Raw genomic sequence first — 21,117 nt, 5'->3', positions numbered from 1 at the left:
CTGTGTCGCCTTCAAAACCGCCTCTGGGGGCGCAAGCACCCAGAGAGTATTACTGAACTGCACCGCCGGGTTATGATGGTGCGATGTCCGCCCTCGAACGCATGTCGATCAGCATGACACCGAGCGACAGAGCCCTCATCGAGGCCGCTGCCAAGACGGCCGGTGTCTCGGTTTCCGCGTGGATGGTGCACGCGGCCCGCGAGGAGGCTCGATGGGCCGTCGCGAAGCAGATCGCCGACGAGATCGCCGCGGAGGTCGGGGTCACGGACACCGACCTTGCCTGGGCGGCCGAGGCGCTTGGTCTGGACGCGGATGTCTGACAAGGCGCTGCACCGTCAGTACATTCTCGACGCGGGTGCCCTCATTGCGTATGAGAAGCGCAGCAAGCGCGTCGCCGCGCTCGTCAAGCTGGCGGCTGCGAACCGCATCGAGTTGGTCCTTCCGTCGGCGGTGCTGGCGCAGGTCTGGCGCGATGGATCCCGGCAGGCGCTGCTGGCCCGTGCGTTGCGCAACCCGGGTCTGGTCGAAGCCCCACTGCATCACGACGACGCTCGCCGGGTAGGCGAACTGCTTCGGGAGTCCGGAACTGCCGACGTCGTTGACGCACACGTCGCCGTGCTGTCGGACCATCTGCACGCTCCGGTGATCACGTCTGATCCCGGCGACCTCACGAAGCTCCTAGCGCACCTCGAATTGATCACGGTGTGACGCAGGCTCGCCTTGCCTCCGCGCCGAGTGGGGTGCGTGTGCCGGGCTTTGAATTCACGAACGGCACGTGGCTCCGGATACGAGCTCGGGTTGGCCCCACTTAGCGATCTTGGAAGGGTGTCTCCCTCCTCACGCTCGGTCAACACCTGGAAGAGCAGGTCGGCGCCGAAGACAAGCTCGCTCAGATCGACCGGCGCACCCGCGCCTCGGCCACCATCGACCTCGGCATCCCAAATCGTCAGACAGACACGCTAGACAAGGCGCAGCAACGCAAGCCGTGCTGAAGGAAGGTCCGATGATGAAGATGTTGCCTCGATCCAACGCCACGCTGCTGGTCCGCACCGACTTCTCCGACCACAAGGCCTGGGAGGCCATACGCGCGACCATCGGCACACCCAACGACGACGGCTTCATGGCATATGCAAGCGTGTCATTGCCACCGAGTTCTGGTCGATCGAGAACAACCTCTCGCTCTCCAACATGGATTTTCATGAGTTCGCCGACGCCGTCGATGAAGAAGGCATCTTCCGAGGTTTCTGAGGGCACATTCCCCCGTTGCTCCGGTCTTGTACAGGCGACGAGCCAGTCATCCGCGGCGCCTGTCTATCGGGCGCTCCTCGATCCGGACGTGATCGCGAAATGGCGGGTGCCGGCCGGCATGCACAGCGACGTACACGAACTTCCATGCCCGCGAAGGCGGCTCGTTCCGGATCTCGTTCAGGATGCGGTCTCGCGCTGCTACCGCGGGCGTTATTCGCGAGCCGTGAATCGCAGCAGCCAAAGTGGCTGACGCGAAAGGCGCGTCGATGGTTTACGTGTACGAATGTGACTTGGGTCACACCTAATTCACTTTTCCCGCCCTACTCCGTTCAGCTAGATTTCGCTCGCCCATGATCTGCTATCCCCGGAGAATTTACATGCGACTTCGCCCTGCCCTGGTAGCGGCGGCGCTCACGCTCGGCTCAGTGATCCCGATCTACGGCGCGGTTCCGGCGTCCGCGGACGGCTGTGAAGGCGGCTGGAACGATTTCAATGGCGACGGCTTCACCGACATCGCCATCGGTGACCCGGCAGCGACCGTTAACGGGAAGGCACAGGCGGGCGCGGTGCGCCTGATTTACGGCCACGGCGTGGCCCCGCAGACCTTCACCCAGGGTATGGGCATGGTCGGCGAAACCGCTGAAACCGGCGACGGCTTCGGCACGAATGTGCAGCTCGGTGACATCGACTGGGACCAGTGCGTCGACCTGATCGTGGGTGTTCCGTCGGAAGACGTCGGTACGGCCAAAGACGCCGGAGTGGTCCACGTTGTCCATGGGTCACCGGCCGGCTTGGGCAAGGGCAAGGCGCCCTCTGTCTGGAAGCAGGGCGGCAGCGGGTTCGCCGGCGGCGCCGAGGCCGGAGACCGGTTCGGCGCGGCCATCTCGTACGGCAAGGATCGTGTCGGATACCCGCACCTCCTTATCGGTGTGCCTGGTGAGGACCTCAGCAGCAAGAAGGACGCCGGGATGGCGTACTCCCGGCACCACTACGGCCGGGCCTCGGACGGTCGTACCGTTCTGGGAACGTTCGCCCTCACCCAGGACACGGCCGGCGTGGACGGGGCCGCCGAGTCAGGCGACCAGTTCGGTGCCTCAGTGGCCGGGATCTCGGTGATCGGCGCACCGGGCGAGGCGATCGGCAGCAAATCGGCCGCGGGCGTGGTGCACGTCTTCCGCAGCATGGGTCCGACCCTCGATGAATACGTCGTCTCTCAGGACCTGAGCACCGTCAGCGGCGCCGCCGAGTCAGGCGATCGGTTCGGCGCCTCCCTCTCGGTCACCCAGCCGGACTGGGGTCCGGATCTCTCCGACCGGCTCGCCATCGGCGTTCCGGGCGAGGATCTCGGAGCCGCGAAGGACGCCGGGATGGTCCACGGGCTGTCCTTGGGCAGAACCAGTGCGAAGGAGGTTCTGGCCGTCAGCCAGGACTCCACGGGGGTCGATGACAAGACCGAGTCCGGCGACATGTTCGGTCAGACCGTTCACGCCGCCAACGTCGGCCAGGGCAGTGACAAGCTCATCGTGGCCGTCGGTGTCACCGGCGAGGACTCCGGCGCGGGCGTCGTACAGGTGTTCCCGATGAGCGGCGCTCCCGGCAGCGCAGATGTACTGCTGCGTCAGGGGCAGGACGGCATCACCAGTGGCACGCCGGAGGCCGGGGATCATTTCGGCGCCGCGTTCACCGAGTCCAGCCAGACTCTCCTGATCGGTGCTCCCGACGACGTCACCCACTCCGAGGGCATCGTGCACGGCGTCCCGATGGCCCTCTTCCGTGGCGGAACCGGAACTCCATCGACCTGGCTCCCCGGACAGGACGGGATTCCCACCGGCGGTGCCCGCTTCGGCGCGAGCCTTTCCTGACCGAGCATCGGTCGACCGATACGGCGGACACCCGACACCGGGTGTCCGCCGTTCGCTGTGCCCGGTCGGCTTTCGACGGTCGGCGTGAGGTCGGCCGAGCGTCCCCGGTCGAGGCGTTCGATCCGTGCTCGGCGTCGGAGGTGACCGCGGCGTTCACTTCCGCAGTACCGCCGGGCGCGCCGGCGGGGCGCTCACGTGGACGTCGCCGGTCCAGATCGCGCCGTCCGCGGCCGTGGGCTCCGCGAGGCCGTACCACGCGGACGTCACCAACAGGCGCGTGCCGCCCGGGCCGCCGATCGCCACGGATGTGGGCTGGCGGCACGGCAGGTGAACGGTGCGTTCGATGTCGCCGTCCGGGCTGACGCGAAGGACTCGCGCGGTGCCCCAGACCGCTATCCAGACGAAGCCCTCGTCGTCCACCGTCATTCCGTCCGGGCTTCCAGAGTCCACCTGGATGAGGAGTTCGGGGGTGCCGAGCGCACCGGTCCGGGGGTCCAGCGGATACGTGTTGACGGTGCCTCGTGCGCTGTCGGCCAGATACAGCAGCGTGCCGTCCGGGGAGAACGCGGGCCCGTTGGCGATGCCGACACCGGTGAGCGCGGTGACGACGGTCCCGTCGGGCTCCACGCGGTAGAGGCTGCCGGCGCCGGGTGTGCCGTCGTAGGCCATGCTGCCGGCCCAGAATCTGCCGGCGTGGTCGACCGCCCCGTCATTCATGCGGCAGCGCACTCTCTTGCCCGCTTCGGGTCGTGCCAGCCAGTGGGGCTCCGCGTCCGGCCCGAGGACGGCGATGCCGTCTCCGACGGCCGCGATCCAGTGTCCGGGGCGGCCCTCGAGGGGAGCGACCGCGCCCAGCGGCAGGCCCTCGGTGCGCAGGAGCGGCTTCAGCGCCGCCCCGGGTTCGCCGGGCACCTCGTAGAGGACGCCGGCGAGAATGTCGACGACGACGAACCGGTCGCCGAGCCAGCGTGCGCCCTCACCGAGTTCGAGGGGAGCGTCGACCGGCGGGGTGGGTCGCGTCAACGCAGTGCCTCTCCACTGGGCAGGACGAGATGGGCGAGTTCGGCGCGGGTGGGCAGCCCCTCCCAGTCACCGGCGCAGGCCACGGCGCTCGCGCCGAGTGCGGTGGCCCGTTCGAGGCGGCCGCGTGGGTCGAGCCCGTCGATCCGCCCGGAGAGGTAGCCGGCGGTGAAGGCGTCGCCCGCGCCGATGACGTCCACCACGGGCACGGCGAGAGCGGGGACGTCGAATGACGACTGCGCGTCGTGATAGCCGGCGCCGGCCGCGCCGTGCTTGACCACCACCTCTTCGACTCCGGCGCGCAGGAGTGCCTCGACGCGATCCCGTTCGTGTTCGCCGTCGGCCACGATGTCCAGTTCGTCGTCGGATGCGATCAGCACGGTTACGTACCGCAGCAGCGGGCGAAGCGTCCGCGCGGCCTCGCCACGGGTCCACAGGAGGGCGCGGTGGTTGACGTCGAGGCTGACCCAGGCGCCGGCATCGCGTGCCCGGCGTGCGGCGGTGGTGATGGCCTCCAGTGGCGCCTCGCCGAGCGCGGCCGTGATACCGGTCAGGTGCAGGGCCGAGTAGCCGCAGTCGGCGGCGGGCCGGACGTCCTGCCAGGACAGGGTCGAGGCGGCCGAGCCCGCCCGGTAATAGTGCACGCGTGCGCGGGCGCCGGGCGCCACGTCGCGCAGCATGACTCCGGTCGGCGCGTCCGCGCGCTGGGCGATGTGGCCCGCCAGGACCCCCTCGGCGCGCATGGTGCGCCGGATCAGCTCCCCCGGTTCGTCGTCGCCGACCGCGCTGACCCAGCGGGCCGCATGGCCGAGGCGGGACAGGGCGATGGCGACGTTGGCCTCGGCGCCGGCGACGGAGATGTACGAGACCCCGCCGAGGCGGAGCGGGCCGGCGCAGCGGATCGCGACCATCGCCTCGCCGATGGTCAGGACGTCGGCCCTCACCGCACGCCGGCCAGGTCCAGCGCCGCCTTGATGCGATGGCGCAGCCCGCTCAGGTCGCCGCCGTCCGGTGCGTCGCCCAGCAGTGGCGAGCCGACACCGACGGCGAGGGCGCCGGCGTCCAGGTAGGCCTCGACGCTGTCGAGGTCGACGCCGCCGACGGGGACGAACGGCACCGTCGGGAACGGGCCGCGGAGCGCGCGCAGGTACGGAACGCCGCCGGAGGAGGCGGGGAAGAGCTTGACCGCGTCGACGCCCTGGGCTACCGCGGCGATGACTTCGGAGGGCGTGAGCGCGCCGGCGAGCACGGGCAGGCCGAGGCGAACCGCCGCGCCGACCCCGGCTCCGAGCCCGGGCGTGACGATGAAGGTCGCGCCGGCGTCTTGGGCGGCGGCGGCGTCCTCGGCGGTGAGGACGGTCCCGGCTCCGAGGTGGACGCCCGCGCCCAGCGAGGCGGCCGCCTTCCGGATGACGCGCAACGCGTCGGCGCCGCTGAGCGAGACCTCCATCAGGGTGATGCCCTCGTCGACGAGCACTTCGATGCTGCGCAGCGCCGCCGCCGGGTCGTTTCCGCGGACGATGGCCAGGATCCGTTGAGTCTCGAGGAGCTCGAGCAGGTTTGTCGCCGGGGTGGGGGGCACGCTGATCACCATTCTGCGAAGGACTGGTCGGGATAACGCCAGATGGGAGAGCGCCAGGTGTGGCCCGCGCGGTCGACCTCGCGCACCTTGGCCTCGTCGACGGTGATGCCCAGGCCGGGGCCGGTGGGCCGGGTGAACCGGCCGTCGCTCATGGCGAAGACCGCCGGATCGACGAGATAGTCCAGCAGCTCGTTACCGCCGTTGTAGTGGAGGCCGATGCTCTGTTCCTGGATGAGGAAGTTGGGGGTGGCGAACACCACCTGCAGGCTGGCGGCCAGGGCGATGGGCCCCAGCGGGCAGTGGGGTGCGAGGAGAGCGCCGAACACCTCTGCCTGGGCGGCGATGCGGCGGACCTCGGAGATGCCGCCGGCGTGGGAGAGGTCCGGTTGGACGACGGCGATGCCGGCCTGCAGGGCGGGCATGAAGTCCCAGCGGGAGTACAGGCGCTCGCCGAGGGCGATGGGCACGCTGGACGCCTCGACGAGGCTGCGCATCTGGGCCATGGACTCCGGCACGACGGGCTCTTCGACGAACAGAGGCGTGAGCGGTTCGAGCAGCGGAAGTAGCCGTCGCGCGTTGGGGTAGGACACCCGGCCATGGAAGTCGACGGCGACGTCACGGTCCGGGCCGAGGACCTCGCGCGCCGTGGCGACGCGTTCGACCACCGCGTGGATCTCGCTCGGGCCGGCGAGGGGTGACATGCGTCCGCTGGCGTTCATCTTGACCGCGGAGAACCCGGCCTCGGCCTGGCGCTGGGCCTGTTCCCGGATCTCCCGCGGTTCGTCGCCGCCGATCCACGCGTACGCGCGGACGTGGTCGCGCACGGGGCCACCGAGCAGTTCGTGGACGGGAGCGCCTCGGGCCTTGCCCGCGATGTCCCACAGGGCCTGATCCAGACCGGCGACGGCGCTGGCGAAGACCGGTCCGCCGCGGTAGAAGCCGCCCTTGGTCATGACCTGCCAGTGGTCCTCGATGCGCAGCGGGTCGGCGCCGATGAGCAGCTCGGCGAGCTCGTTCACGGCGGCCCGGACGGTGTGGGCGCGTCCCTCGACGACCGGTTCACCCCAGCCGACGTGTCCCTCGTCGGTCTCGACGCGGCAGAACAGCCATCTGGGCGGCGCCAGGAACGTTTCGACGCGGGTCACCTTCATGCGTCCCCCCGAGGGTGTGTGGCGCGGTCGACGTCGGCCACGGCCTTGTCCAGCAGCGCGAGCGCACAGGTCCTGGCGGCTTGGCCGTCGCCCGCCCGGATGGCCTCGAGCAGGGCGTGGTGGCTCGGCACCGGATCGTCGGTGGTGACGGCGTCGTGGACGATCCGGTCGCGTTCGGCGAGCACGGACTCCACGACGCCCTCCATGCGGACCAGGAGCTCGTTGCCCGTCGCGGCCAGGACGCCGCGGTGGAAGCGCAGGTCGGCGACGACCGCCTCGGCCGGGGTCTGGGCCCGCGCCATGTCCTGGAGGGCCGCCTCGAGCTCGGCGAGGTCGGCCTCCGTACGGCGGCCGGCGGCGAGGGCCGCGGCGGCCGGTTCGAACATCTGCCGTACCTCGGCCAGTTGCCCGAGCATCTCCGTGCCGCGGTTCTCGAACTCCCAGCTGATGACGTCGGGGTCGAGCAGGTTCCACTCGCTGCGGGGGCGCACCACCGTGCCCCTCTTCTGCCGTGAGTCGACCAGGCCCTTTCCGGCCAGCACCTTCAGCGCCTCCCGCACGACGGTGCGGGACACGTCCAGCTCGGCTTCCAGCTCGACCAGGTCGATCCGGCCGTTCTCGGGGAGCTGCCCGGTGACGACGCGCCGGCCGATGGTCTCGACCACTTGGCCGTGGATGCCACGCCCGTTGTAGGTACTCATAGATGCGGTAGGTCTCCTCAGGCGGAGTTCTTCGTCGCGCTCCAGCCGCCGTCGACGACGAGGGTGGTGGCGGTGATGAAGGATGCGTCGTCGGACAGTAGAAAGTCGATGGCGGCGGCGATCTCGCTCGGGTCGCCGAACCGCTTGGCGATGGTGGCTTCGACGCTCAGGCGCCGGTCCTGCTCCGCCACGCGGTCCCAGGCGGCGGACATGACCGGCCCGGGCAGTACGGTGTTGACGCGCACGCCGGGGCCATAGTCCACGGCCAGCTGGCGGGCGAGGCCCACCAGCGCCGCCTTCGTCGCGGCGTAGGCCGGATGGCCGGGCAGGCCCACGAGGGCGTGCACCGACGAGACGAGGACCACCGACCCGGACGTTGCCGTCAGGTCCTCGTGCAGCGTCCGCAGGCCGAGATAGGCGGCCGTCAGGTTCACGCCCAGCTGCCGGTTCCACGACGCCAGGCTCAGGTCATGCGCGGGCCGTACGTCCACGACGTAGGCATTGCTGACCAGGTGCCGGACCGGGCCGTACGCCTCGTGCGCGGCGCGACGGACGCAGGCCCACGCGCTCTCGTCGCTGACGTCCATGCGCACGAACCGTGCCTCGCCCCCCGCCCGCGTGATGGCCGCGGCGACGTCGTCTCCGGCGGGGGAGAGGTCACACACCAGTACGGGCGTCCCCGCCGCCGCCAGCCGCGTCGCCGTGGCGGCACCGATACCGGACGCGGCACCGGTCACCACGGCGCAGTGTCCGCCGCGCGGGGGCTGTTCCCAGGAGTCGCTCACGGCGGAAGCCTACGATAAGTCCTTTTTTATTACAATATCTTGACAGGCGTGTTTCGGGCGGCACATTATCTGGACTTGGCGCAGGTCACTCTCCCGGTGGCATCACCGGGAGAGACGGAACATGGGAGGTCATGTGGCATCAGTTCGATCCAAGGTGGCGCGCTGTGTCGCCGCCTTGGCCGCCGGCGCGCTGCTCGCCGGGTGCGGCCCGGGCGACTCCGGCGCGAGCAACCTGCGCTTCGGAGCGATCTACCTGGACTCGCAGGGTTTCTACGCCGGCGTGAAGAAGGGCATCGAGACCGCGGCCGCCAAGGACTCCCATCTCAAGCTGCTGGGCAACAACGCGCAGGGCGACGCGGCCAAGGAGTCCTCGTTCATGTCCACCATGGTCGCCTCCAAAGTGGATGCGATCATCACCTCGGCCGTGTCGGCCACCGCGTCCGTGCCCTCGGTCGCGGCCGCCTCGAAGGCCGGTATTCCGGTCATCTGCTACAACACGTGCATCAACGACGCGGACGCCAAGAAGTACGTGTGGGGCTACGTCCTCTCGGACCCGTACGTCTTCGGCAAGCGGCTCGGCGAACAGGCCGGGAAGTACTTCACCGGGCAGAAGATCACCAACCCCAAGATCGCAGTGTTGAACTGCGACTTCGTGGAGGTCTGCAAGGAGCGTAAGCGCGGCTTCAAGGACGGCCTGAAGGAGACGGTGCCGGGCGCCCAGTACGTGGCCGACCAGGAGGGCGCCGTCGTCGACAAGGCCACCCCGGTCGCGGAGAACATCATCACCGCGAACCCGAATCTGGACGCGTTCTACGCGGTGGCGGGCGGGGGTACCCTGGCCGGCGTCAAGGCCGTCACCACCCGTAACCGCGTCGGCAAGACGGTGGTCTTCGGCAGCGACATGACCGTTGACATCGCCAAGGCCCTCGTCGACGGCAGGATCCTCAAGGCCGAGATCGACGTCCCCGCGCAGACGGTGGGCAAGCTGTCCTACGAAGCCGCCCGCAAGGCGGCGAACGGGGAGAAGAACACCTCGTTCGTCATCCCCGTGCAGCCGATCCTCTACACCGCCGACGACAAGGCCACGAACGAGAAGTGGCTGACGGAGCACGCCGACGGGATCCCGTGACAGGCGGGGTGCCGCCCCAGACCTGCGCCGGGCGGCACCCCGTCCCACCCGTACCGAAGACCGTAGAGAGGCTTCTCATGTCGAACACCGATGTCGTGGCAGAGGTGCGCTCCGGCACCAAACGCTACCCAGGAGTGACCGCGCTCAGCGACGTGGACTTCTCGGTGCGACGCGGTGAGGTGCGTGCGCTGCTGGGCAAGAACGGTGCCGGCAAGTCCACGCTGATCAAGATTCTCTCCGGTGCGGAGCAACTCGACGCCGGCGAGGCCCTCGTGCAGGGGACGTCGCTGAAAGGGCTGGGGACCCGCGAGGTCGCCGGTCTCGGAGTCGCGACCGTCTATCAGGAGCTGAGCCTCGTCCCGGAGATGAGCGTCGCGGAGAACCTGTTCATGGGCGCGTGGCAGCGTTCCCGCGGTGTGATCGACAAGCGGCGTATGCGGGCCGATGCCAAGGCGGCGATGGCGCGCATCGGCGTCGACCTCGACATCGACCGCTCGGTCGGTTCGCTCGGAGCCGCCGGTCAGCAGCTGGTGGAGATCGCGCGCGCCGTCTGGCAGAAACCCGCGCTGCTCATTCTTGACGAGCCGACGAGCTCTCTCGCCGCCGCCGAGGTCCGGCAGGTGATCGACGTCGCGCGTCGCGTCGCGGAGCAGGGCGTCGCGGTCGTCTACGTCAGCCACCGGATGGACGAGATCCGGCAGGTGGCCGACAGCGCCACGGTGGTGCGCGACGGCAGGATCGTGGAGACGCTGCCGGTGCGCACGGCGTCCACCCGCGAGATCGTCGCGATGATGCTCGGCGCGGCCCCCGAAGCCGTCGCCGCGCGCGTTCGGCGCCCCAGCTCGGAGCCGCCGGTGCTGACGGCGCGCGGCCTGCGCAGCGACAAGCTGGACGGTCTCGACATCGACATCCGCCCGGGCGAGATCCTCGGCATCGCGGGTGTGCTCGGGTCCGGTCGCACGGAGACCCTGCGCGCGCTGGTCGGCCTGGACCGCCCGGACTCCGGTGAGGTACGGCTGCGCGGCGAGGCCGTCCGGCCCGGAGCGTTCACCGCCATGCTGCGGGGCGGGCTGGGCATCACGCCCGAGAACCGGCGGCGGGACGGCATCGTGCCCCTCATGGGAGTCGACGAGAACATCGTGATGGGCGACCTGCGGGGCGTGAGCCGTTCCGGCGTCCTCGATCGTAAGGCCGTGGGCCAGGCCGCCCAGGCACTCATCGACCGTCTCGCGATCAAGACGGCACGGCCTGGTACGCCGATCGGCAACCTCAGCGGAGGTAACCAGCAGAAGGTCGTTCTCGCCCGTTGGCTGCATGCCGGAAGCACCGTGCTGCTGCTCGACGAACCCACGCGCGGCGTCGACGTCGAGGCCAAACGCCAGATCTACGACCAGATGCGCCGGCTGGCCGACGAGGGCAGAGCGGTCGTCTTCGTCTCCAGCGAGGCGGAGGAGCTGGCCGACGTCTGCGATCGCATCGTCGTCGTCCGCGGCGGACGTGCTGTGGCCGAGCTCAGCGGTGACGAGATCCAACTCGAGCGCGTCCTGACCATTGCGATTGCCGAGGAATGAGAGAAACGATGAGCACTACCAAGCCCACCGGTGCGCCCGTGGCGAGTACCGGTGTCAGGACCGGTGGCGCGCTGGGACGCAACACGCAACGACTCAATGAGATCGGTCTCATCGGGGCCATCGTGGTGCTCTTCGTGGTGCTCTCCGTCACGGCCTCCGGGTTCCTGACGATGACGAACCAGCTCGCCATATTGCGCGACGCCGCGACGATCGGCGTCGTGGCGTGGGCCATGACGCTCGTGATCGTGGCCGGTGAGATCGACATCAGCATCGGCCCGGCGGTGGCGTTCTCTTCGGTGCTGCTGGCCAAGGCGACGGGGGAGTGGCACCTCCCGTTCGCTCTGGCGCTTCTGCTCTGCCTCGCCGTCGGGTTGCTCCTCGGCGCCGGGGCCGGCTTCCTGCGCGCCCGATGGGCGATCCCGTCGTTCGTGGCGACCCTGGGCCTGTGGAGCGCCCTGCGCGGCCTGGCGCAGTACATGACCGACGGCCTGCCGGTCCCGCTGGCGCCCAATGGGCTGCTGGACCTGCTGTCCGGGAGCATCCTGGGCATCCCCACGCCGGCCATCATCATGGCGGTCCTGTTCGCCGTGTTCGTCTTCGTGGCGAACCGCACCTCCTACGGGCGCTCGGTCTTCGCCGTGGGAGGCAACGCCGAGGCGGCCCGCCTGTCGGGGATCTCGGTCGCCCGGATCCGCGTGATCCTGTTCGCGACGACCGGCTTCCTCGCGGCGGTGAGCGGTGTCCTGCTGGCCGCGCGCCTGGGGTCCGGCAACGGCGGTGCCTCGGTCGGTCTCGAGTTCGACGTCATCGCCGCCGTGGTCATCGGCGGCACCTCTCTGGCCGGCGGCAGGGGCTCACTGCTCGGCACCGCGCTGGGCGTCGCCTTCATCACCATCATCGGCAACGGCCTCGTGCTGCTCGGTGTCAACCCCTTCTTCCAGGACGTGGTCCGCGGCGTCATCATCGTCGGCGCCGTCCTCATCAACGTGCTGCTCTCGCGGCGGAACGGAGCTCGAACCACATGACCACCATGAAAGGTGTCTTCCTGCCGGGGGACTTCACCGCCGTGGTGCGCGACGTGGAGGTGCCGGCACCGGGCCCGGGGCAGCTGCTCCTGCGCGTGGGCGCGTCCGGGATCTGCGGCAGTGACCTGTCCTACATCTACCGCGGGCACAAGACCCACGTCGGTCAGGACGGCCCCGCCTACAAGGGCGTGGTGGCCGGGCACGAGCCGAGCGGCGAGGTCGTGGAGGCAGGCCCCGGATGCCGGCGGTTCGGCGTCGGCGACCGCGTCATCGTGTATCACATCGCCGGCTGCGGGCTGTGCCCGAACTGCCGCCGCGGGTACATGATCAGCTGCTCCGACGCGAAGCGCCGCTCCTCGTACGGCTGGCAGCGCGACGGCGGGCACGCGGAGTACATCCTCGTCGAGGAGAGCACGTGCGTACCGCTGCCCGAGGAACTGTCCTTCATCGACGGCGCCCTGATCGCGTGCGGGTTCGGCACCGCCTACGAGGGGCTCTTGCGCACGCGGGTCGGCGGCCGCGACGACCTGCTCGTGGTGGGGCTCGGGCCGGTGGGTCTGGCCGCAGCCATGATCGCCCGCGGCCTGGGCGCGTCGAGGGTGCTCGGTGTGGAACGCTCGGCCGAGCGAGCCGAGCACGCGCGCACCCTGGATCTGTTCGATGAGGTCCTGATCGCCGGCGACACCGTCGCCGAGGCCCTGGACGAGGCGACCGGGGGGCGCGGCTGCTCGGTGACCATGGACTGCTCGGGCTCGGCCGCCGGCCGCGGCGTCGCCATTCGCGGTGCGGCGGAGTGGGGCCGGGTCTCGCTGGTGGGAGAGGGCGGCCGGCTCGAGACGGAGGTCTCGGACCTGCTCCTGCACCGTCAGCTGACCCTGTACGCCTCCTGGGTCACCTCCCTGCCGGCGATGGAGGAACTCGCCGGCGCGCTGGTCCGGTGGGGTGCCGTCCCACAGCGGCTGGTGACCGACGTCCTGCCGCTGGAGAAGGCCGACGAGGCCTACCGGCTGGCCGACTCCGGGCGGACCGGCAAGGTGTGCCTGGTCCCGGCCCTGAGCTGATGGAGAACGGGGGGACAGAGCCCCTGGTCCACCTGGTGAGCCCCTGGGGGCACGCGGTCGTCCTTCCGGGTCGCGGTGGACGGCTGATGTCCTTCACCGCCGGCGGCCGGGAGTGGCTCTGGCGCAATCCGGAGCTGCTGGACGACTCCTTCACGCCGACCGCCACGGCGCGGCGTCTCCCGGACGCCACCGGTTTCGCCGGCTGGGCGAACTGGGGCGGCGACAAGACATGGCCCGCTCCCCAAGGGTGGTCGTCAGAGCGGGAATGGGCGGGACCACCCGATCCCGTGCTGGACGGCGGCGCGTACACGGTGCTGGAGCAGGGGGCGCTGCGCGTGCGCATGCGCAGCGGCGACGACCCCCGCACCGGGCTGGCCGTCACCCGCACCATCACCATGTCGGCCGGCGAGGCCATGCTCGTGGTGGACAGCGAACTGCAGAACGTCGCCGATCGGCCGATCCGGTGGGCGGCGTGGTCGGTGACCCAGTTCGAGACGCAGTCGTTCCAGGGGCACGGCGACGGCCGGTCGGGGCTCTGGGTAGGGCTCACCGACCGGCACCGGGCGCCGGTGACGTTGTTCGCCCCCGACGGGGCGCCGACGTTGGAACGGGTGTCCGAGGGGCTCGGGCTGGTACCCATCCGTGACGTGGTCGGCAAGATCGGCATCGGCGGCACGGCCGGATGGCTCGCCGTGGTCGCTCCGGGCGGGGCCACCCTTACCCAGCGCTTCGAGGTGACGCGCGGCGCTCCCTATCCGGACTCCGGGTCGGAGGTCGCCGTCTGGATGCAGTACCCCAAGGAACAGGACCTGGAAGGGCTGGAAGGTCTGCGGCCCACCGCCCGGCTCGTCGAGGCCGAGACCATGTCCCCGCTCACCCGGCTCGTTCCGGGTGAGGTGCTGCGTCACCGTGTGACGTGGTCGCTGACGGACGCGCCGCCGTTCGGCCCGGACGCGGGATGAGACCGGTGCAGATGCTCAGCGCAGCGGCCTGGCCGCGACGGGCGTCCCCGGCGCGGCCTTCGGCCTCACGGCTTCGTTGACCCGGATGCTACCGATCTCCGTCGGTGGATCGAGGCTAGGGCGTGACGACGGGGGAGTTGAACGGGAAGACCAGCAGCGGCCCTGTCACCACCACACGGTCAGTGTCCGGCACGCCCCAGCCAAGGTCGGCCGTCTGGTGGCAGGTGCCGCGGTCTTCGATCCAGTACTTGGCGTTCGCGCCGTCCGGTCCGGAGCGGAAATGGCCGAAGAGCGAGATGCGGTCCCGGATCTCGCCTTCTTGGTCCACCACGAACCCGTGGATGGGTGCCGTGGACCGGAACCCGCCATCCTCCGTCCGCGCCTCGTACGCCAGGTCCGAGATCAGTACGCGCAGCGTCTCGCCCGCCTCGTTGGTCACGGTGGCGTCGAAATCACCGAGGAATGGCGTCACGAAGCCGGGGAATCCGGTGTGGAACCGCTCCGGATACGGCGCAGGCCGCCGCTCCAACAGCGAGAACCGCCAGGCGCGATTAAAAGTGCCCGACTTGATCGTGTACGTGCCGTTCTCGCAGACGAACGGCCTGAACGTGCGCCCGGCCAGATCGATGACCTGCCGCACGATCTCGTTTCCCGTACTGGGGTCGCCGAACTTCTCGTCCACCACGCTCGTGGTGATCCCGTTCCTGGTCAACTTGAGCGTAAAGCCGGGCCCTTCCGCCGCGATGCGCCCCATGCTCTCTTTGACATAGATGTCCTGAATCTCCTGCGCGGAAGCGCTCGGCGCCATCAACCCGGCACCGAGCATCACCGCGGCCACAACGGCGAATCGACGAATCACGGACCCTCCCGTTCCCCTGCACTTCTTTGTACGGAGGGCCCATGATCACAGAAAAACCGGATTTCGCCCAGACCTCGGCAGTGACCGCGGTATCGCGCAAGAGCACATCGAACACGGTGTGTGCGCGTCGTATGCGCCTGATCACTCGAGGTCGACTTCCAGGTCCGTACCGACCGTGACGGTTCTAGCGTTCAGGTCGAACGCGAGTGTGACGAAGCCCGAGACCGAGGCGAAGTGGTGCCCGTTGTAGTAGAAATAGCGCACGAGATGGCGTTCTAAGGCGTTTGCGCAGATGGGGTACTTTCTCGTTATTTTGATCTTGTAGATGGCTTGCGCCTGTGCTCTCGATGTCGACGCCGGTCTCTTCTTGCGGGGATGCCGGTCAGTTGTCGGACGAGCTCTGGCCAAGTTGGCGGCGCAGGGAATCCAGGTCACTAAGGACCCACGCTTCGGTCAGTCGGCCGGTGGTGGCGGTGAAGAACGCGGCCCCGCTGTAGCCGATGGGTTGGCCGGTGCCGACGATGCCGAGGAGCGTGCCTTGGTGGTGGCCGGTGTAGAACAGGCGGGCTGCCGCCCGATCTCCGTCGGTAACGAGGTCGACGATTTCAAGTCAGGCACGGCCGAGCGGATCTTGTCCCGGTAAGAGCGCCATCCGTCCGGCCCCCGAACCTCATCACCGAGCGAGCCGCGGAAGACGAAGTCCGGGGCGAGGATCTCTTCTACCACCGAGTCGTCCCAACGGTTCCATGCGTCGAGGTAGAAGCGGTGCACGAGCGCGGCAATATCTGACATGCCACCATGCTCAACGAGTGCGGCACAGCCATCGACCTTCAGCCTGTATCGGTTCCTCGAGGATCTTGTGTTGGAGGATCATGACCGGGTGCTGGAGGTCGGCACCGGCACGGGGTCGACCGCTGCACGGCTGTCGTGGCGAGTAGGCGAGCGGAACGTCATCAGCGTCGAGGTGGACGCGGAGCTCTCGGAGCAGGCCGGGAAGACCCTCGCTGCGGCCGGGTACGCGCCGCGGTTGGGGCCCCAGTAGTACGGGCCGAGAATCAACGGATATCCCTGACCTGCACTGATGCGGAGGCAACCAGGAGCACGCGGACCTCGATGGTCTTGCGGCCGGTGGCGACCAGGTCGAAGTAGCGGCGGTAGAGGTTCATCTCACGGGCATGGATGCCCGTGGTGGTGGCGGGGCGTGCGGTCATGATCCTGTCGAGTTCCTTTGTGGTGTAGGAACGGCGAAAGTGCTTGGGGTCGGCGAGCATTCGCCCGACGAGCCAAACCAGGGCGTTCACCGTGGTCTTGCGGATCCCCATCGGTCGGACGCTGCTACGAGGTGATGGTGGCCGTCTCCACCTCTCGCCCGGCTTCCCAGAGTTCTGTGACGTGGTAGGCGAACCGATCGAACAGCCCGTCGTCCTGGCAGCGCTGTACGTGGAGCATTGGGGAGTCGTGGCCGACCAGGTGAGCGAGATGCGGTGTGACGAGCATCTGATCGTCGAAGGTGAAGACGCTCATCGCGACGTGCTCGTCTCCGTAGCGGGCTTCGATGCCGGGAGTGCCCGCGAGCTTCGACAACTCATCGAGCGTGATCCGGATCCGGGTGCTCACTTTGAGAGGTACGTTCTCGACCTCTTCGCGGCGGCGGGTCACGTCGCTTTCTGGGTCGCCGATGAGGAACCGGATTCGGCATCCTCGTTCCGCTTTGCGGCGTAGGACGGTTCGCAGGTTCGGGAGCTCCAGCCACAGGAAGTAATTGGTGTAGCCGGCGAAGGTGAGTTCCTTGTTGGCGTTGCCGATGAGGTTCCGCCATACGGACTTCGGGCAGGCGGATCGGTACGGGTAGACGGAAACGATCTCGCGGTCTGGGCCGGTCTTGATGTTCTTGCGGATGGCGTCTGGCCAGAGCATGGCTTCATCAACTCCCAAGGCCTCACATGCGGCCCAGCGATGCCGAGGATGCGGTATCCGGGTGTTCTCGGTCATCCACCGGGCCACCGTCTTCACGTCCACATTGCATGCTTCTGCGAGGTCTTGCTGTGTCAGTTTCGCATCGGCCATGGCCCGGCGTAGTGCGTCGTTGCCCACAGTCGAACCTTCTTCGTCGGGACGGACAGGACGTACGGAGACGGTAGCCAAGAAACGTCCTAGACGTCCCGAGAACGCTGTATCAACGTCACTAGCTGCGACGTCATGCTCTGTGTCATCAAGCGATCACAGCAAAGAAGGGCTTCACCGTGGGCGCGAGGTCGGCGTGGGAGCAGCCCCCTATGTACGCCTGGACGGCGACGGTGCCCGATGAGCGGCGGGGCGCTTGTGGCGTTTCTTCCGTCTTAGGGTCCGCTGCGACGGGTCTCGTTCACGCATTACGAATGTCCCCGGGTTCTCAGGGCTTGATCCAGATCTGCAGGCTGTCCTGGCTCGGTCCGTATTACGTGTACGGGGCAGTGATCGCTCGTGCAGAACTCGACAGATCGAGTGGTGCGGTCGTCTGGCACGAGGAGACCCGACCGGCCGGCACCTGGCTCGAGGAGATGTCCCTCGCCGTGAGGGAGGCCATCGACTGCATGCCGCTCCATCAGACCTCCGGAGAGGAAGCGCCGCGGCAGCGGGGTAACTCACAGCGCGAGATTGCCGGGGGAGCGCCATAGCCGTGGGTGTGATGTGGCACATGATCGCGGGCGCGTCGGATGGCGCGGACGGCGCGCCCGCCCGATCGTCTCGGGCAGGGGAAGGCCCGGACGACGTCGTACGGCTCGAATCCCGCCGGAGCCAGGCCGTCGGGCCGTACGACCCCGGGCCGGCGCGGCGGTGCGGATGCCGCGGTCTTCTGCCCCCGAAGACCGCTTCCCGCATCGCCGCGCCGGCCGCCGGCGGCCGCAGCCGTAGCAGAGATCTCCGCGACCGCCTGGCCGCTGCGCTGCTGGGCCGCGATCCCGTCCACCCACGTACGCAGTGGTGATCCGTGGCCGAACCGACGAACCCGGAGCTCACCGCCGGACGGTGACCCAAAGACCAGCGAGGACCCCAACGTGAACATCCCCTACGAACTACACCTGCTCAGAAGACGATTCCCGACCGTCACCCTGTGGTTCGGACACACAACACGCCACTTCTGGGCCCTGGTCGACGACCGGCTGATCGAAGCGACGACCCCACAGGAGCTGGCGAACGCGATCAACGACACGCGGATCCGGCAATCACCAGCGCTTGGAGCGGCCGGGTCGAAGGTCGCTGATGCTCGGCGGACTGCCTTAGCTCAGACCCAGGGAGCATGGGTCGACGTCGCTTTATGAACCGTGCCTCTTGACGCAGTGATTGGCTGTTCGCATGCGACGCACCATGATCGCCGCTCTCGTCATCACGGCGCTGGCCGCGGGGGCCTGTGGGACCGACCGCGCCGAAGCCGCTGCGGAGGAAAGCGCGCGGGGCAACTCCAGGAAGATCAGTAACGCTATGTACGGCACCCGCCTGGTCAAAGCCGACGACATCGCGCACCACGTCGCCGACCTCGAAGGGGTGGAGGTCCTGAAGGTCTCCAGCGACACCACCGACGGCACAGAGGGCGTCCGCGTGGTCATCCGGGTCGTCGGCGCCGGTTTTCGAGGCGAGGGATGGTTCCGGCAGAGCGGGCGAGTCACGGTGACCCGCTGCTTCGAGCTGACCTTCGGTCGCGGTTGGGTCGAATGGGACACCGTCCCGCCGCGGGTTTGTTGCCCGGCAGGGACGCCGCCCAGGTTCTCACCATGGCTCGAGCCGCCACCGATCCCGGTCGAGCGGATCGAACGTGCCCTGCCCAAGGTGAACGAACTCCCGTCGGGCCGGGGTGTGGAGGAGAAGGACGTACGCGCTGCGATCGCGAAGCTGAACCTGCACCCCGCCATCAGGATCGAGATCGAGACCGAGTCCGACTTCGCCGCCGGTGTGGCTTTCTCCGTCGACCCCTCCCACCCCGGCGCGGCGTTCGACTGCGTCCTGGCCAGCGTCAAGCCGGGTGAGACAAAGGTGTGGACGCCGTCCCGAACGCGGCGGATGCCGGGTGAGAAGAACTGTGACGCCCACGACGCGCTGCGGCCGACGCCGACGCCATCGTGATTCGATGAGCGGCCATTTGCCGAGAGGCCCCCGCCGGCCAGCACCCACGCGCCGCTACACAGCTTCGAGATCTTGCTCGGAAAGGCTCAATGCCTGGTGATGGGCTGGAGTATCACGTCAGTAAGAGCCACAGGTTCCCGCGTAATCGGTGGTCGGATTCCAGTTGCACATCCGGAACCGGACATCGGCGAGGTCCGTATCGGTCCACCTGAAATCAGACCGCACAGAGCCATCGGCATTGTTATCGATTGTCACCCATGGATGGTCGTACCAGCGACTCCCGGTCCACCAGTTGAACTTTGCCTGCAGTTCGCCGCCGTAGCCGTCTCCGCGGCAAGTCCACCCGTCGTATGTGTAGCCCTCGGCCACGACTCGGTAGCTCTTCTTGCCTCCTGGACTATACCCAGTCCAGGAGTAGGTGTATTCGAACTCGGCGATTGAGCAGTTGTTGGCGCTTACGCGCTGTATCCATGTATCGGCATTCGCCCTGGACTCCATGGCCAGCAGCGTGCTGCCGGTGGCCATGACGAGCGTGATGGTGGAGGTGAGACCGACTCTTGTGAGATGGGAGAGGACAGCCATGTGCAATCCGTTCCTGGAGGGAAAAGTACCGTGGCGCGATGTCCGTCCGTCGACCGGGGTTGATCAGACGACTTCCTGATCATTGAGGCGGACGGCGTGCTGCTGGCGAAGACCGCGACGTTGTGCGCGTTCAGGATCTCGGACGGGTGTGGTGCGAAGGTTGTCTATTCGCGCAGTGGGCTTGTTGTTTCGCGCACAAAAGTTTGGTACGAGGCTCGGTACTCGCTGGGGGAGGCGCCGTAGGTGGCACGGAAGAGTCGACTGAAGTGGGCGTTGTCGGTGAAGCCCCAGCATGCGGCGATGGCGCGGATGGGACGCTGGTTCTGATGCGGATCGGTCAGGGACTGCCGGCAGCGTTCCAGGCGTTGTCGGCGTATCCAAGCCGCTGGAGTCGTGCCATCGGCAGCAAACAACTGTTGCAGGTAGCGCAGGGAGATGTGGTGGGCGTCGGCAACGGTCATCGGGGAGAGTTCTGGATCGCCGAGGCGTTGGTGGATGAAGGCGTGGATGCGCACAATAAGGGCCTCCCGATAGCTTTCGGGTGGCAGTGAGTCCAGTGCGTCGAGTTCATGGCTCAGGAGGGTGGTCAGCAGGTCTAGGGCAATGTTGAGCAGACGAGTTATCTCACTGGGCCGATACCGAGAGGGTTCCCTGGTAACTTCGAACAGGCAGTGGGCCAGTATGTCGCCGATTCCTTCCTGCCTCGGTAGTCGTGTGGCGAGGAGTGGGGTCACTTTTGAGAAAGGCAGCGGCAGCAGCTTCTTGGGAAAGCGAAACATCACGTGCGTACCGCCTTGGTGCCGGACATGGAAGGGGTACGACGAATCGAAGAGGATCAAATCGCGGACGCCGAAGGTTGATTCCCGGTCTAGCTGGCTGAATTCGTAGCTACCGTTCTGGACGACTCCGAGCAGGTACTGCTCCGGATCTGATCGGCGGATGAGTTTCGGGGTGCGCTCGGCGCGCATCAGCGACTGCACGGTTTCGGTAGACACCTGTAGGGCATCCGAACCTAGTATGCGGACTGATGCCCGAAAGCTGCCTTCGTCGTCAACATTTACCCGTGTCGGCATGAGCGTGCGGCAAGTAATCTCATGCCAGTAGGCGAACCGCTCCGCCTTGGGCAGGTCGTCACTGTTGAACACTGTCTCGATCATCGATCCCCCATCGGGCCAATACCAAGGAGATGTGTCTGGAATGCGTTGCGCGTAACACCTCGGACGACCTGGCGTTGTGTCTCGAATCAGGCGATACTTCGGCAGAGACTAGGGAATCCGGACATGCCCTGCGTGACCTGACTACACTCAAGGTTCATTTGAGTACTACCTTGGGCTAGCAGGGAGTCATTCCTATGATCATCGATTGTGAGAGGACTAAAGTACAACCCTGTCGACCGCATATGGCCACCGTCCGACGCCCCAGGATTTCAACAAGCTCCTGTGCATCTCAGCCCTCCTCGGCGACGCGCGAATCGCCTT

24 protein-coding genes and 3 pseudogenes are annotated in these 21,117 nt (G+C 67.9%); 13 read left to right on the top strand and 14 right to left on the bottom strand.

Features of this window, described 5'->3' with window-relative positions; all coding sequences use genetic code 11:
- Positions 1-83 precede the first annotated feature (83 nt).
- The 5 genes and pseudogenes from HKK74_RS14620 to HKK74_RS14600 all read left to right on the top strand — a co-directional run bounded on the left by HKK74_RS14620 (position 84) and on the right by HKK74_RS14600 (position 3,110).
- Positions 84-320: a plasmid mobilization protein gene (locus HKK74_RS14620; protein WP_187243738.1), complete on the top strand. Its 237-nt coding sequence runs from the start codon at positions 84-86 to the stop codon at positions 318-320.
- Complete coding sequence (locus tag HKK74_RS14615) at positions 313-708, top strand: PIN domain-containing protein (protein ID WP_187243737.1); 396 nt, start codon at positions 313-315, stop codon at positions 706-708. Before HKK74_RS14620 ends, HKK74_RS14615 begins: the two co-directional genes overlap by 8 nt.
- Before the next feature lie 295 nt (positions 709-1,003).
- Positions 1,004-1,126, top strand: a pseudogene (locus tag HKK74_RS41895) (DUF6924 domain-containing protein); the annotation flags it as partial.
- Positions 1,072-1,248, top strand: coding sequence for a DUF6924 domain-containing protein (locus HKK74_RS41890; RefSeq protein ID WP_376771528.1), 177 nt, complete (start codon positions 1,072-1,074; stop codon positions 1,246-1,248). The pseudogene HKK74_RS41895 and the gene HKK74_RS41890, both read left to right, overlap by 55 nt.
- A 377-nt stretch (positions 1,249-1,625) precedes the next feature.
- Positions 1,626-3,110 (top strand): FG-GAP repeat protein, encoded by a 1,485-nt coding sequence (locus HKK74_RS14600; protein WP_187243736.1) that lies wholly within the window; start codon positions 1,626-1,628, stop codon positions 3,108-3,110.
- 153 nt (positions 3,111-3,263) lie between these two features.
- Here HKK74_RS14600 and HKK74_RS14595 read toward each other — a convergent pair whose 3' ends face one another.
- The 6 genes from HKK74_RS14595 to HKK74_RS14570 are packed head-to-tail and all read right to left on the bottom strand — an operon-like array spanning position 3,264 to position 8,349.
- On the bottom strand, positions 3,264-4,133 hold the full coding sequence (locus HKK74_RS14595) for an SMP-30/gluconolactonase/LRE family protein (protein WP_187243735.1): 870 nt from the start codon (positions 4,131-4,133) through the stop codon (positions 3,264-3,266).
- Positions 4,130-5,074, bottom strand: coding sequence for a sugar kinase (locus HKK74_RS14590; RefSeq protein WP_222722266.1), 945 nt, complete (start codon positions 5,072-5,074; stop codon positions 4,130-4,132). The genes HKK74_RS14595 and HKK74_RS14590 overlap by 4 nt, the downstream gene beginning before the upstream one ends.
- Positions 5,071-5,712 carry a bifunctional 4-hydroxy-2-oxoglutarate aldolase/2-dehydro-3-deoxy-phosphogluconate aldolase gene (locus HKK74_RS14585; protein WP_222722265.1) on the bottom strand — a complete coding sequence of 214 codons (642 nt, stop codon included), beginning with the start codon at positions 5,710-5,712 and terminating at the stop codon, positions 5,071-5,073. The genes HKK74_RS14590 and HKK74_RS14585 overlap by 4 nt, the downstream gene beginning before the upstream one ends.
- Positions 5,713-5,717: 5 nt before the next feature.
- Positions 5,718-6,863 carry a galactonate dehydratase gene (gene dgoD, locus HKK74_RS14580; RefSeq protein ID WP_187243733.1) on the bottom strand — a complete coding sequence of 382 codons (1,146 nt, stop codon included), beginning with the start codon at positions 6,861-6,863 and terminating at the stop codon, positions 5,718-5,720.
- The gene (locus HKK74_RS14575) at positions 6,860-7,564 is read right to left on the bottom strand and encodes a FadR/GntR family transcriptional regulator (RefSeq protein ID WP_187243732.1); all 705 of its coding nucleotides are present in this window, start codon (positions 7,562-7,564) and stop codon (positions 6,860-6,862) included. Before HKK74_RS14575 ends, dgoD begins: the two co-directional genes overlap by 4 nt.
- Before the next feature lie 17 nt (positions 7,565-7,581).
- Positions 7,582-8,349 carry an SDR family NAD(P)-dependent oxidoreductase gene (locus HKK74_RS14570; protein WP_187243731.1) on the bottom strand — a complete coding sequence of 256 codons (768 nt, stop codon included), beginning with the start codon at positions 8,347-8,349 and terminating at the stop codon, positions 7,582-7,584.
- A 133-nt stretch (positions 8,350-8,482) separates the two neighbouring features.
- On the opposite strand from HKK74_RS14570, the gene HKK74_RS14565 reads away from it, so the two are divergent.
- From HKK74_RS14565 to HKK74_RS14545, 5 genes are all read left to right on the top strand, one after another.
- The gene (locus tag HKK74_RS14565; protein WP_187243730.1) at positions 8,483-9,478 is read left to right on the top strand and encodes a substrate-binding domain-containing protein; all 996 of its coding nucleotides are present in this window, start codon (positions 8,483-8,485) and stop codon (positions 9,476-9,478) included.
- A 77-nt stretch (positions 9,479-9,555) separates the two neighbouring features.
- On the top strand, positions 9,556-11,049 hold the full coding sequence (locus HKK74_RS14560; protein WP_187243729.1) for a sugar ABC transporter ATP-binding protein: 1,494 nt from the start codon (positions 9,556-9,558) through the stop codon (positions 11,047-11,049).
- A gap of 8 nt (positions 11,050-11,057) precedes the next feature.
- Positions 11,058-12,074, top strand: coding sequence for an ABC transporter permease (locus tag HKK74_RS14555; protein WP_187243728.1), 1,017 nt, complete (start codon positions 11,058-11,060; stop codon positions 12,072-12,074).
- Positions 12,071-13,135: a zinc-dependent alcohol dehydrogenase family protein gene (locus HKK74_RS14550; protein WP_222722264.1), complete on the top strand. Its 1,065-nt coding sequence runs from the start codon at positions 12,071-12,073 to the stop codon at positions 13,133-13,135. The genes HKK74_RS14555 and HKK74_RS14550 overlap by 4 nt, the downstream gene beginning before the upstream one ends.
- On the top strand, positions 13,135-14,097 hold the full coding sequence (locus HKK74_RS14545) for a DUF4380 domain-containing protein (RefSeq protein WP_187243727.1): 963 nt from the start codon (positions 13,135-13,137) through the stop codon (positions 14,095-14,097). Before HKK74_RS14550 ends, HKK74_RS14545 begins: the two co-directional genes overlap by 1 nt.
- A 115-nt stretch (positions 14,098-14,212) precedes the next feature.
- Here HKK74_RS14545 and HKK74_RS14540 read toward each other — a convergent pair whose 3' ends face one another.
- From HKK74_RS14540 to HKK74_RS41885, 3 genes and pseudogenes are all read right to left on the bottom strand, one after another.
- A complete protein-coding gene (locus HKK74_RS14540; protein ID WP_187243726.1) occupies positions 14,213-14,956 on the bottom strand; it encodes a hypothetical protein in 744 nt (247 codons plus the stop codon).
- A 141-nt stretch (positions 14,957-15,097) separates the two neighbouring features.
- Positions 15,098-15,220, bottom strand: a complete 123-nt coding sequence (locus HKK74_RS40825) for a hypothetical protein (protein WP_281397768.1) — start codon at positions 15,218-15,220, stop codon at positions 15,098-15,100.
- Positions 15,221-15,338: 118 nt separating this feature from the next.
- Positions 15,339-15,748 (bottom strand): annotated as a pseudogene (locus HKK74_RS41885) (ester cyclase).
- On the opposite strand from HKK74_RS41885, the gene HKK74_RS14530 reads away from it, so the two are divergent.
- Positions 15,747-15,998 (top strand): rRNA adenine N-6-methyltransferase family protein, encoded by a 252-nt coding sequence (locus HKK74_RS14530; RefSeq protein ID WP_187243724.1) that lies wholly within the window; start codon positions 15,747-15,749, stop codon positions 15,996-15,998. The pseudogene HKK74_RS41885 and the gene HKK74_RS14530 sit on opposite strands and share 2 nt — an antisense overlap.
- 13 nt (positions 15,999-16,011) lie before the next feature.
- Here the strand turns inward: HKK74_RS14530 and HKK74_RS39035 are convergent, their stop codons facing one another.
- The 3 genes and pseudogenes from HKK74_RS39035 to HKK74_RS40820 all read right to left on the bottom strand — a co-directional run.
- Complete coding sequence (locus HKK74_RS39035; protein WP_222722263.1) at positions 16,012-16,278, bottom strand: ASCH domain-containing protein; 267 nt, start codon at positions 16,276-16,278, stop codon at positions 16,012-16,014.
- A gap of 13 nt (positions 16,279-16,291) precedes the next feature.
- A complete protein-coding gene (locus tag HKK74_RS14520; RefSeq protein ID WP_246491592.1) occupies positions 16,292-16,873 on the bottom strand; it encodes a hypothetical protein in 582 nt (193 codons plus the stop codon).
- A gap of 12 nt (positions 16,874-16,885) precedes the next feature.
- Positions 16,886-17,023, bottom strand: a pseudogene (locus HKK74_RS40820) (helix-turn-helix domain-containing protein); the annotation flags it as partial.
- Positions 17,024-17,994: 971 nt separating this feature from the next.
- On the opposite strand from HKK74_RS40820, the gene HKK74_RS14515 reads away from it, so the two are divergent.
- Together HKK74_RS14515 and HKK74_RS14510 are read left to right on the top strand one after the other, a co-directional pair.
- Positions 17,995-18,258 carry a hypothetical protein gene (locus HKK74_RS14515; protein ID WP_187243723.1) on the top strand — a complete coding sequence of 88 codons (264 nt, stop codon included), beginning with the start codon at positions 17,995-17,997 and terminating at the stop codon, positions 18,256-18,258.
- Between the two features lie 34 nt (positions 18,259-18,292).
- Positions 18,293-19,057 (top strand): translation initiation factor IF-2, encoded by a 765-nt coding sequence (locus tag HKK74_RS14510; protein WP_187243722.1) that lies wholly within the window; start codon positions 18,293-18,295, stop codon positions 19,055-19,057.
- A 117-nt stretch (positions 19,058-19,174) separates the two neighbouring features.
- On the opposite strand, the gene HKK74_RS14505 is transcribed toward HKK74_RS14510, so the two are convergent.
- Both HKK74_RS14505 and HKK74_RS14500 read right to left on the bottom strand, forming a co-directional pair.
- A complete protein-coding gene (locus HKK74_RS14505) occupies positions 19,175-19,639 on the bottom strand; it encodes a hypothetical protein (protein ID WP_187243721.1) in 465 nt (154 codons plus the stop codon).
- Between the two features lie 164 nt (positions 19,640-19,803).
- A complete protein-coding gene (locus tag HKK74_RS14500; protein WP_187243720.1) occupies positions 19,804-20,796 on the bottom strand; it encodes a helix-turn-helix domain-containing protein in 993 nt (330 codons plus the stop codon).
- Positions 20,797-21,117: the final 321 nt, after the last annotated feature.

Source organism: Actinomadura alba (genome assembly GCF_014323705.1).
Lineage (GTDB): Bacteria > Actinomycetota > Actinomycetes > Streptosporangiales > Streptosporangiaceae > Actinomadura_C > Actinomadura_C alba.
The sequence above is the reverse complement of the archived record's forward strand: the minus strand, read 5'-3'. Positions and strand labels throughout refer to the sequence as shown.

Excerpts from the sequence above, each read along its gene's own strand:
- HKK74_RS14620 (WP_187243738.1), top strand. The coding sequence starts at position 84 with ATGTCCGCCCTCGAACGCATGTCGATCAGCATGACACCGAGCGACAGA.
- HKK74_RS14615 (WP_187243737.1), top strand. The coding sequence starts at position 313 with ATGTCTGACAAGGCGCTGCACCGTCAGTACATTCTCGACGCGGGTGCC.
- HKK74_RS14600 (WP_187243736.1), top strand. The coding sequence starts at position 1,626 with ATGCGACTTCGCCCTGCCCTGGTAGCGGCGGCGCTCACGCTCGGCTCA.
- dgoD (WP_187243733.1), bottom strand. The coding sequence starts at position 6,863 with ATGAAGGTGACCCGCGTCGAAACGTTCCTGGCGCCGCCCAGATGGCTG.
- HKK74_RS14575 (WP_187243732.1), bottom strand. The coding sequence starts at position 7,564 with ATGAGTACCTACAACGGGCGTGGCATCCACGGCCAAGTGGTCGAGACC.
- HKK74_RS14560 (WP_187243729.1), top strand. The coding sequence starts at position 9,556 with ATGTCGAACACCGATGTCGTGGCAGAGGTGCGCTCCGGCACCAAACGC.
- HKK74_RS14555 (WP_187243728.1), top strand. The coding sequence starts at position 11,058 with ATGAGCACTACCAAGCCCACCGGTGCGCCCGTGGCGAGTACCGGTGTC.
- HKK74_RS14550 (WP_222722264.1), top strand. The coding sequence starts at position 12,071 with ATGACCACCATGAAAGGTGTCTTCCTGCCGGGGGACTTCACCGCCGTG.
- HKK74_RS14545 (WP_187243727.1), top strand. The coding sequence starts at position 13,135 with ATGGAGAACGGGGGGACAGAGCCCCTGGTCCACCTGGTGAGCCCCTGG.
- HKK74_RS14530 (WP_187243724.1), top strand. The coding sequence starts at position 15,747 with ATGCCACCATGCTCAACGAGTGCGGCACAGCCATCGACCTTCAGCCTG.
- HKK74_RS39035 (WP_222722263.1), bottom strand. The coding sequence starts at position 16,278 with ATGGGGATCCGCAAGACCACGGTGAACGCCCTGGTTTGGCTCGTCGGG.
- HKK74_RS14520 (WP_246491592.1), bottom strand. The coding sequence starts at position 16,873 with ATGCTCTGGCCAGACGCCATCCGCAAGAACATCAAGACCGGCCCAGAC.
- HKK74_RS14510 (WP_187243722.1), top strand. The coding sequence starts at position 18,293 with ATGCGACGCACCATGATCGCCGCTCTCGTCATCACGGCGCTGGCCGCG.
- HKK74_RS14505 (WP_187243721.1), bottom strand. The coding sequence starts at position 19,639 with ATGGCTGTCCTCTCCCATCTCACAAGAGTCGGTCTCACCTCCACCATC.
- HKK74_RS14500 (WP_187243720.1), bottom strand. The coding sequence starts at position 20,796 with ATGATCGAGACAGTGTTCAACAGTGACGACCTGCCCAAGGCGGAGCGG.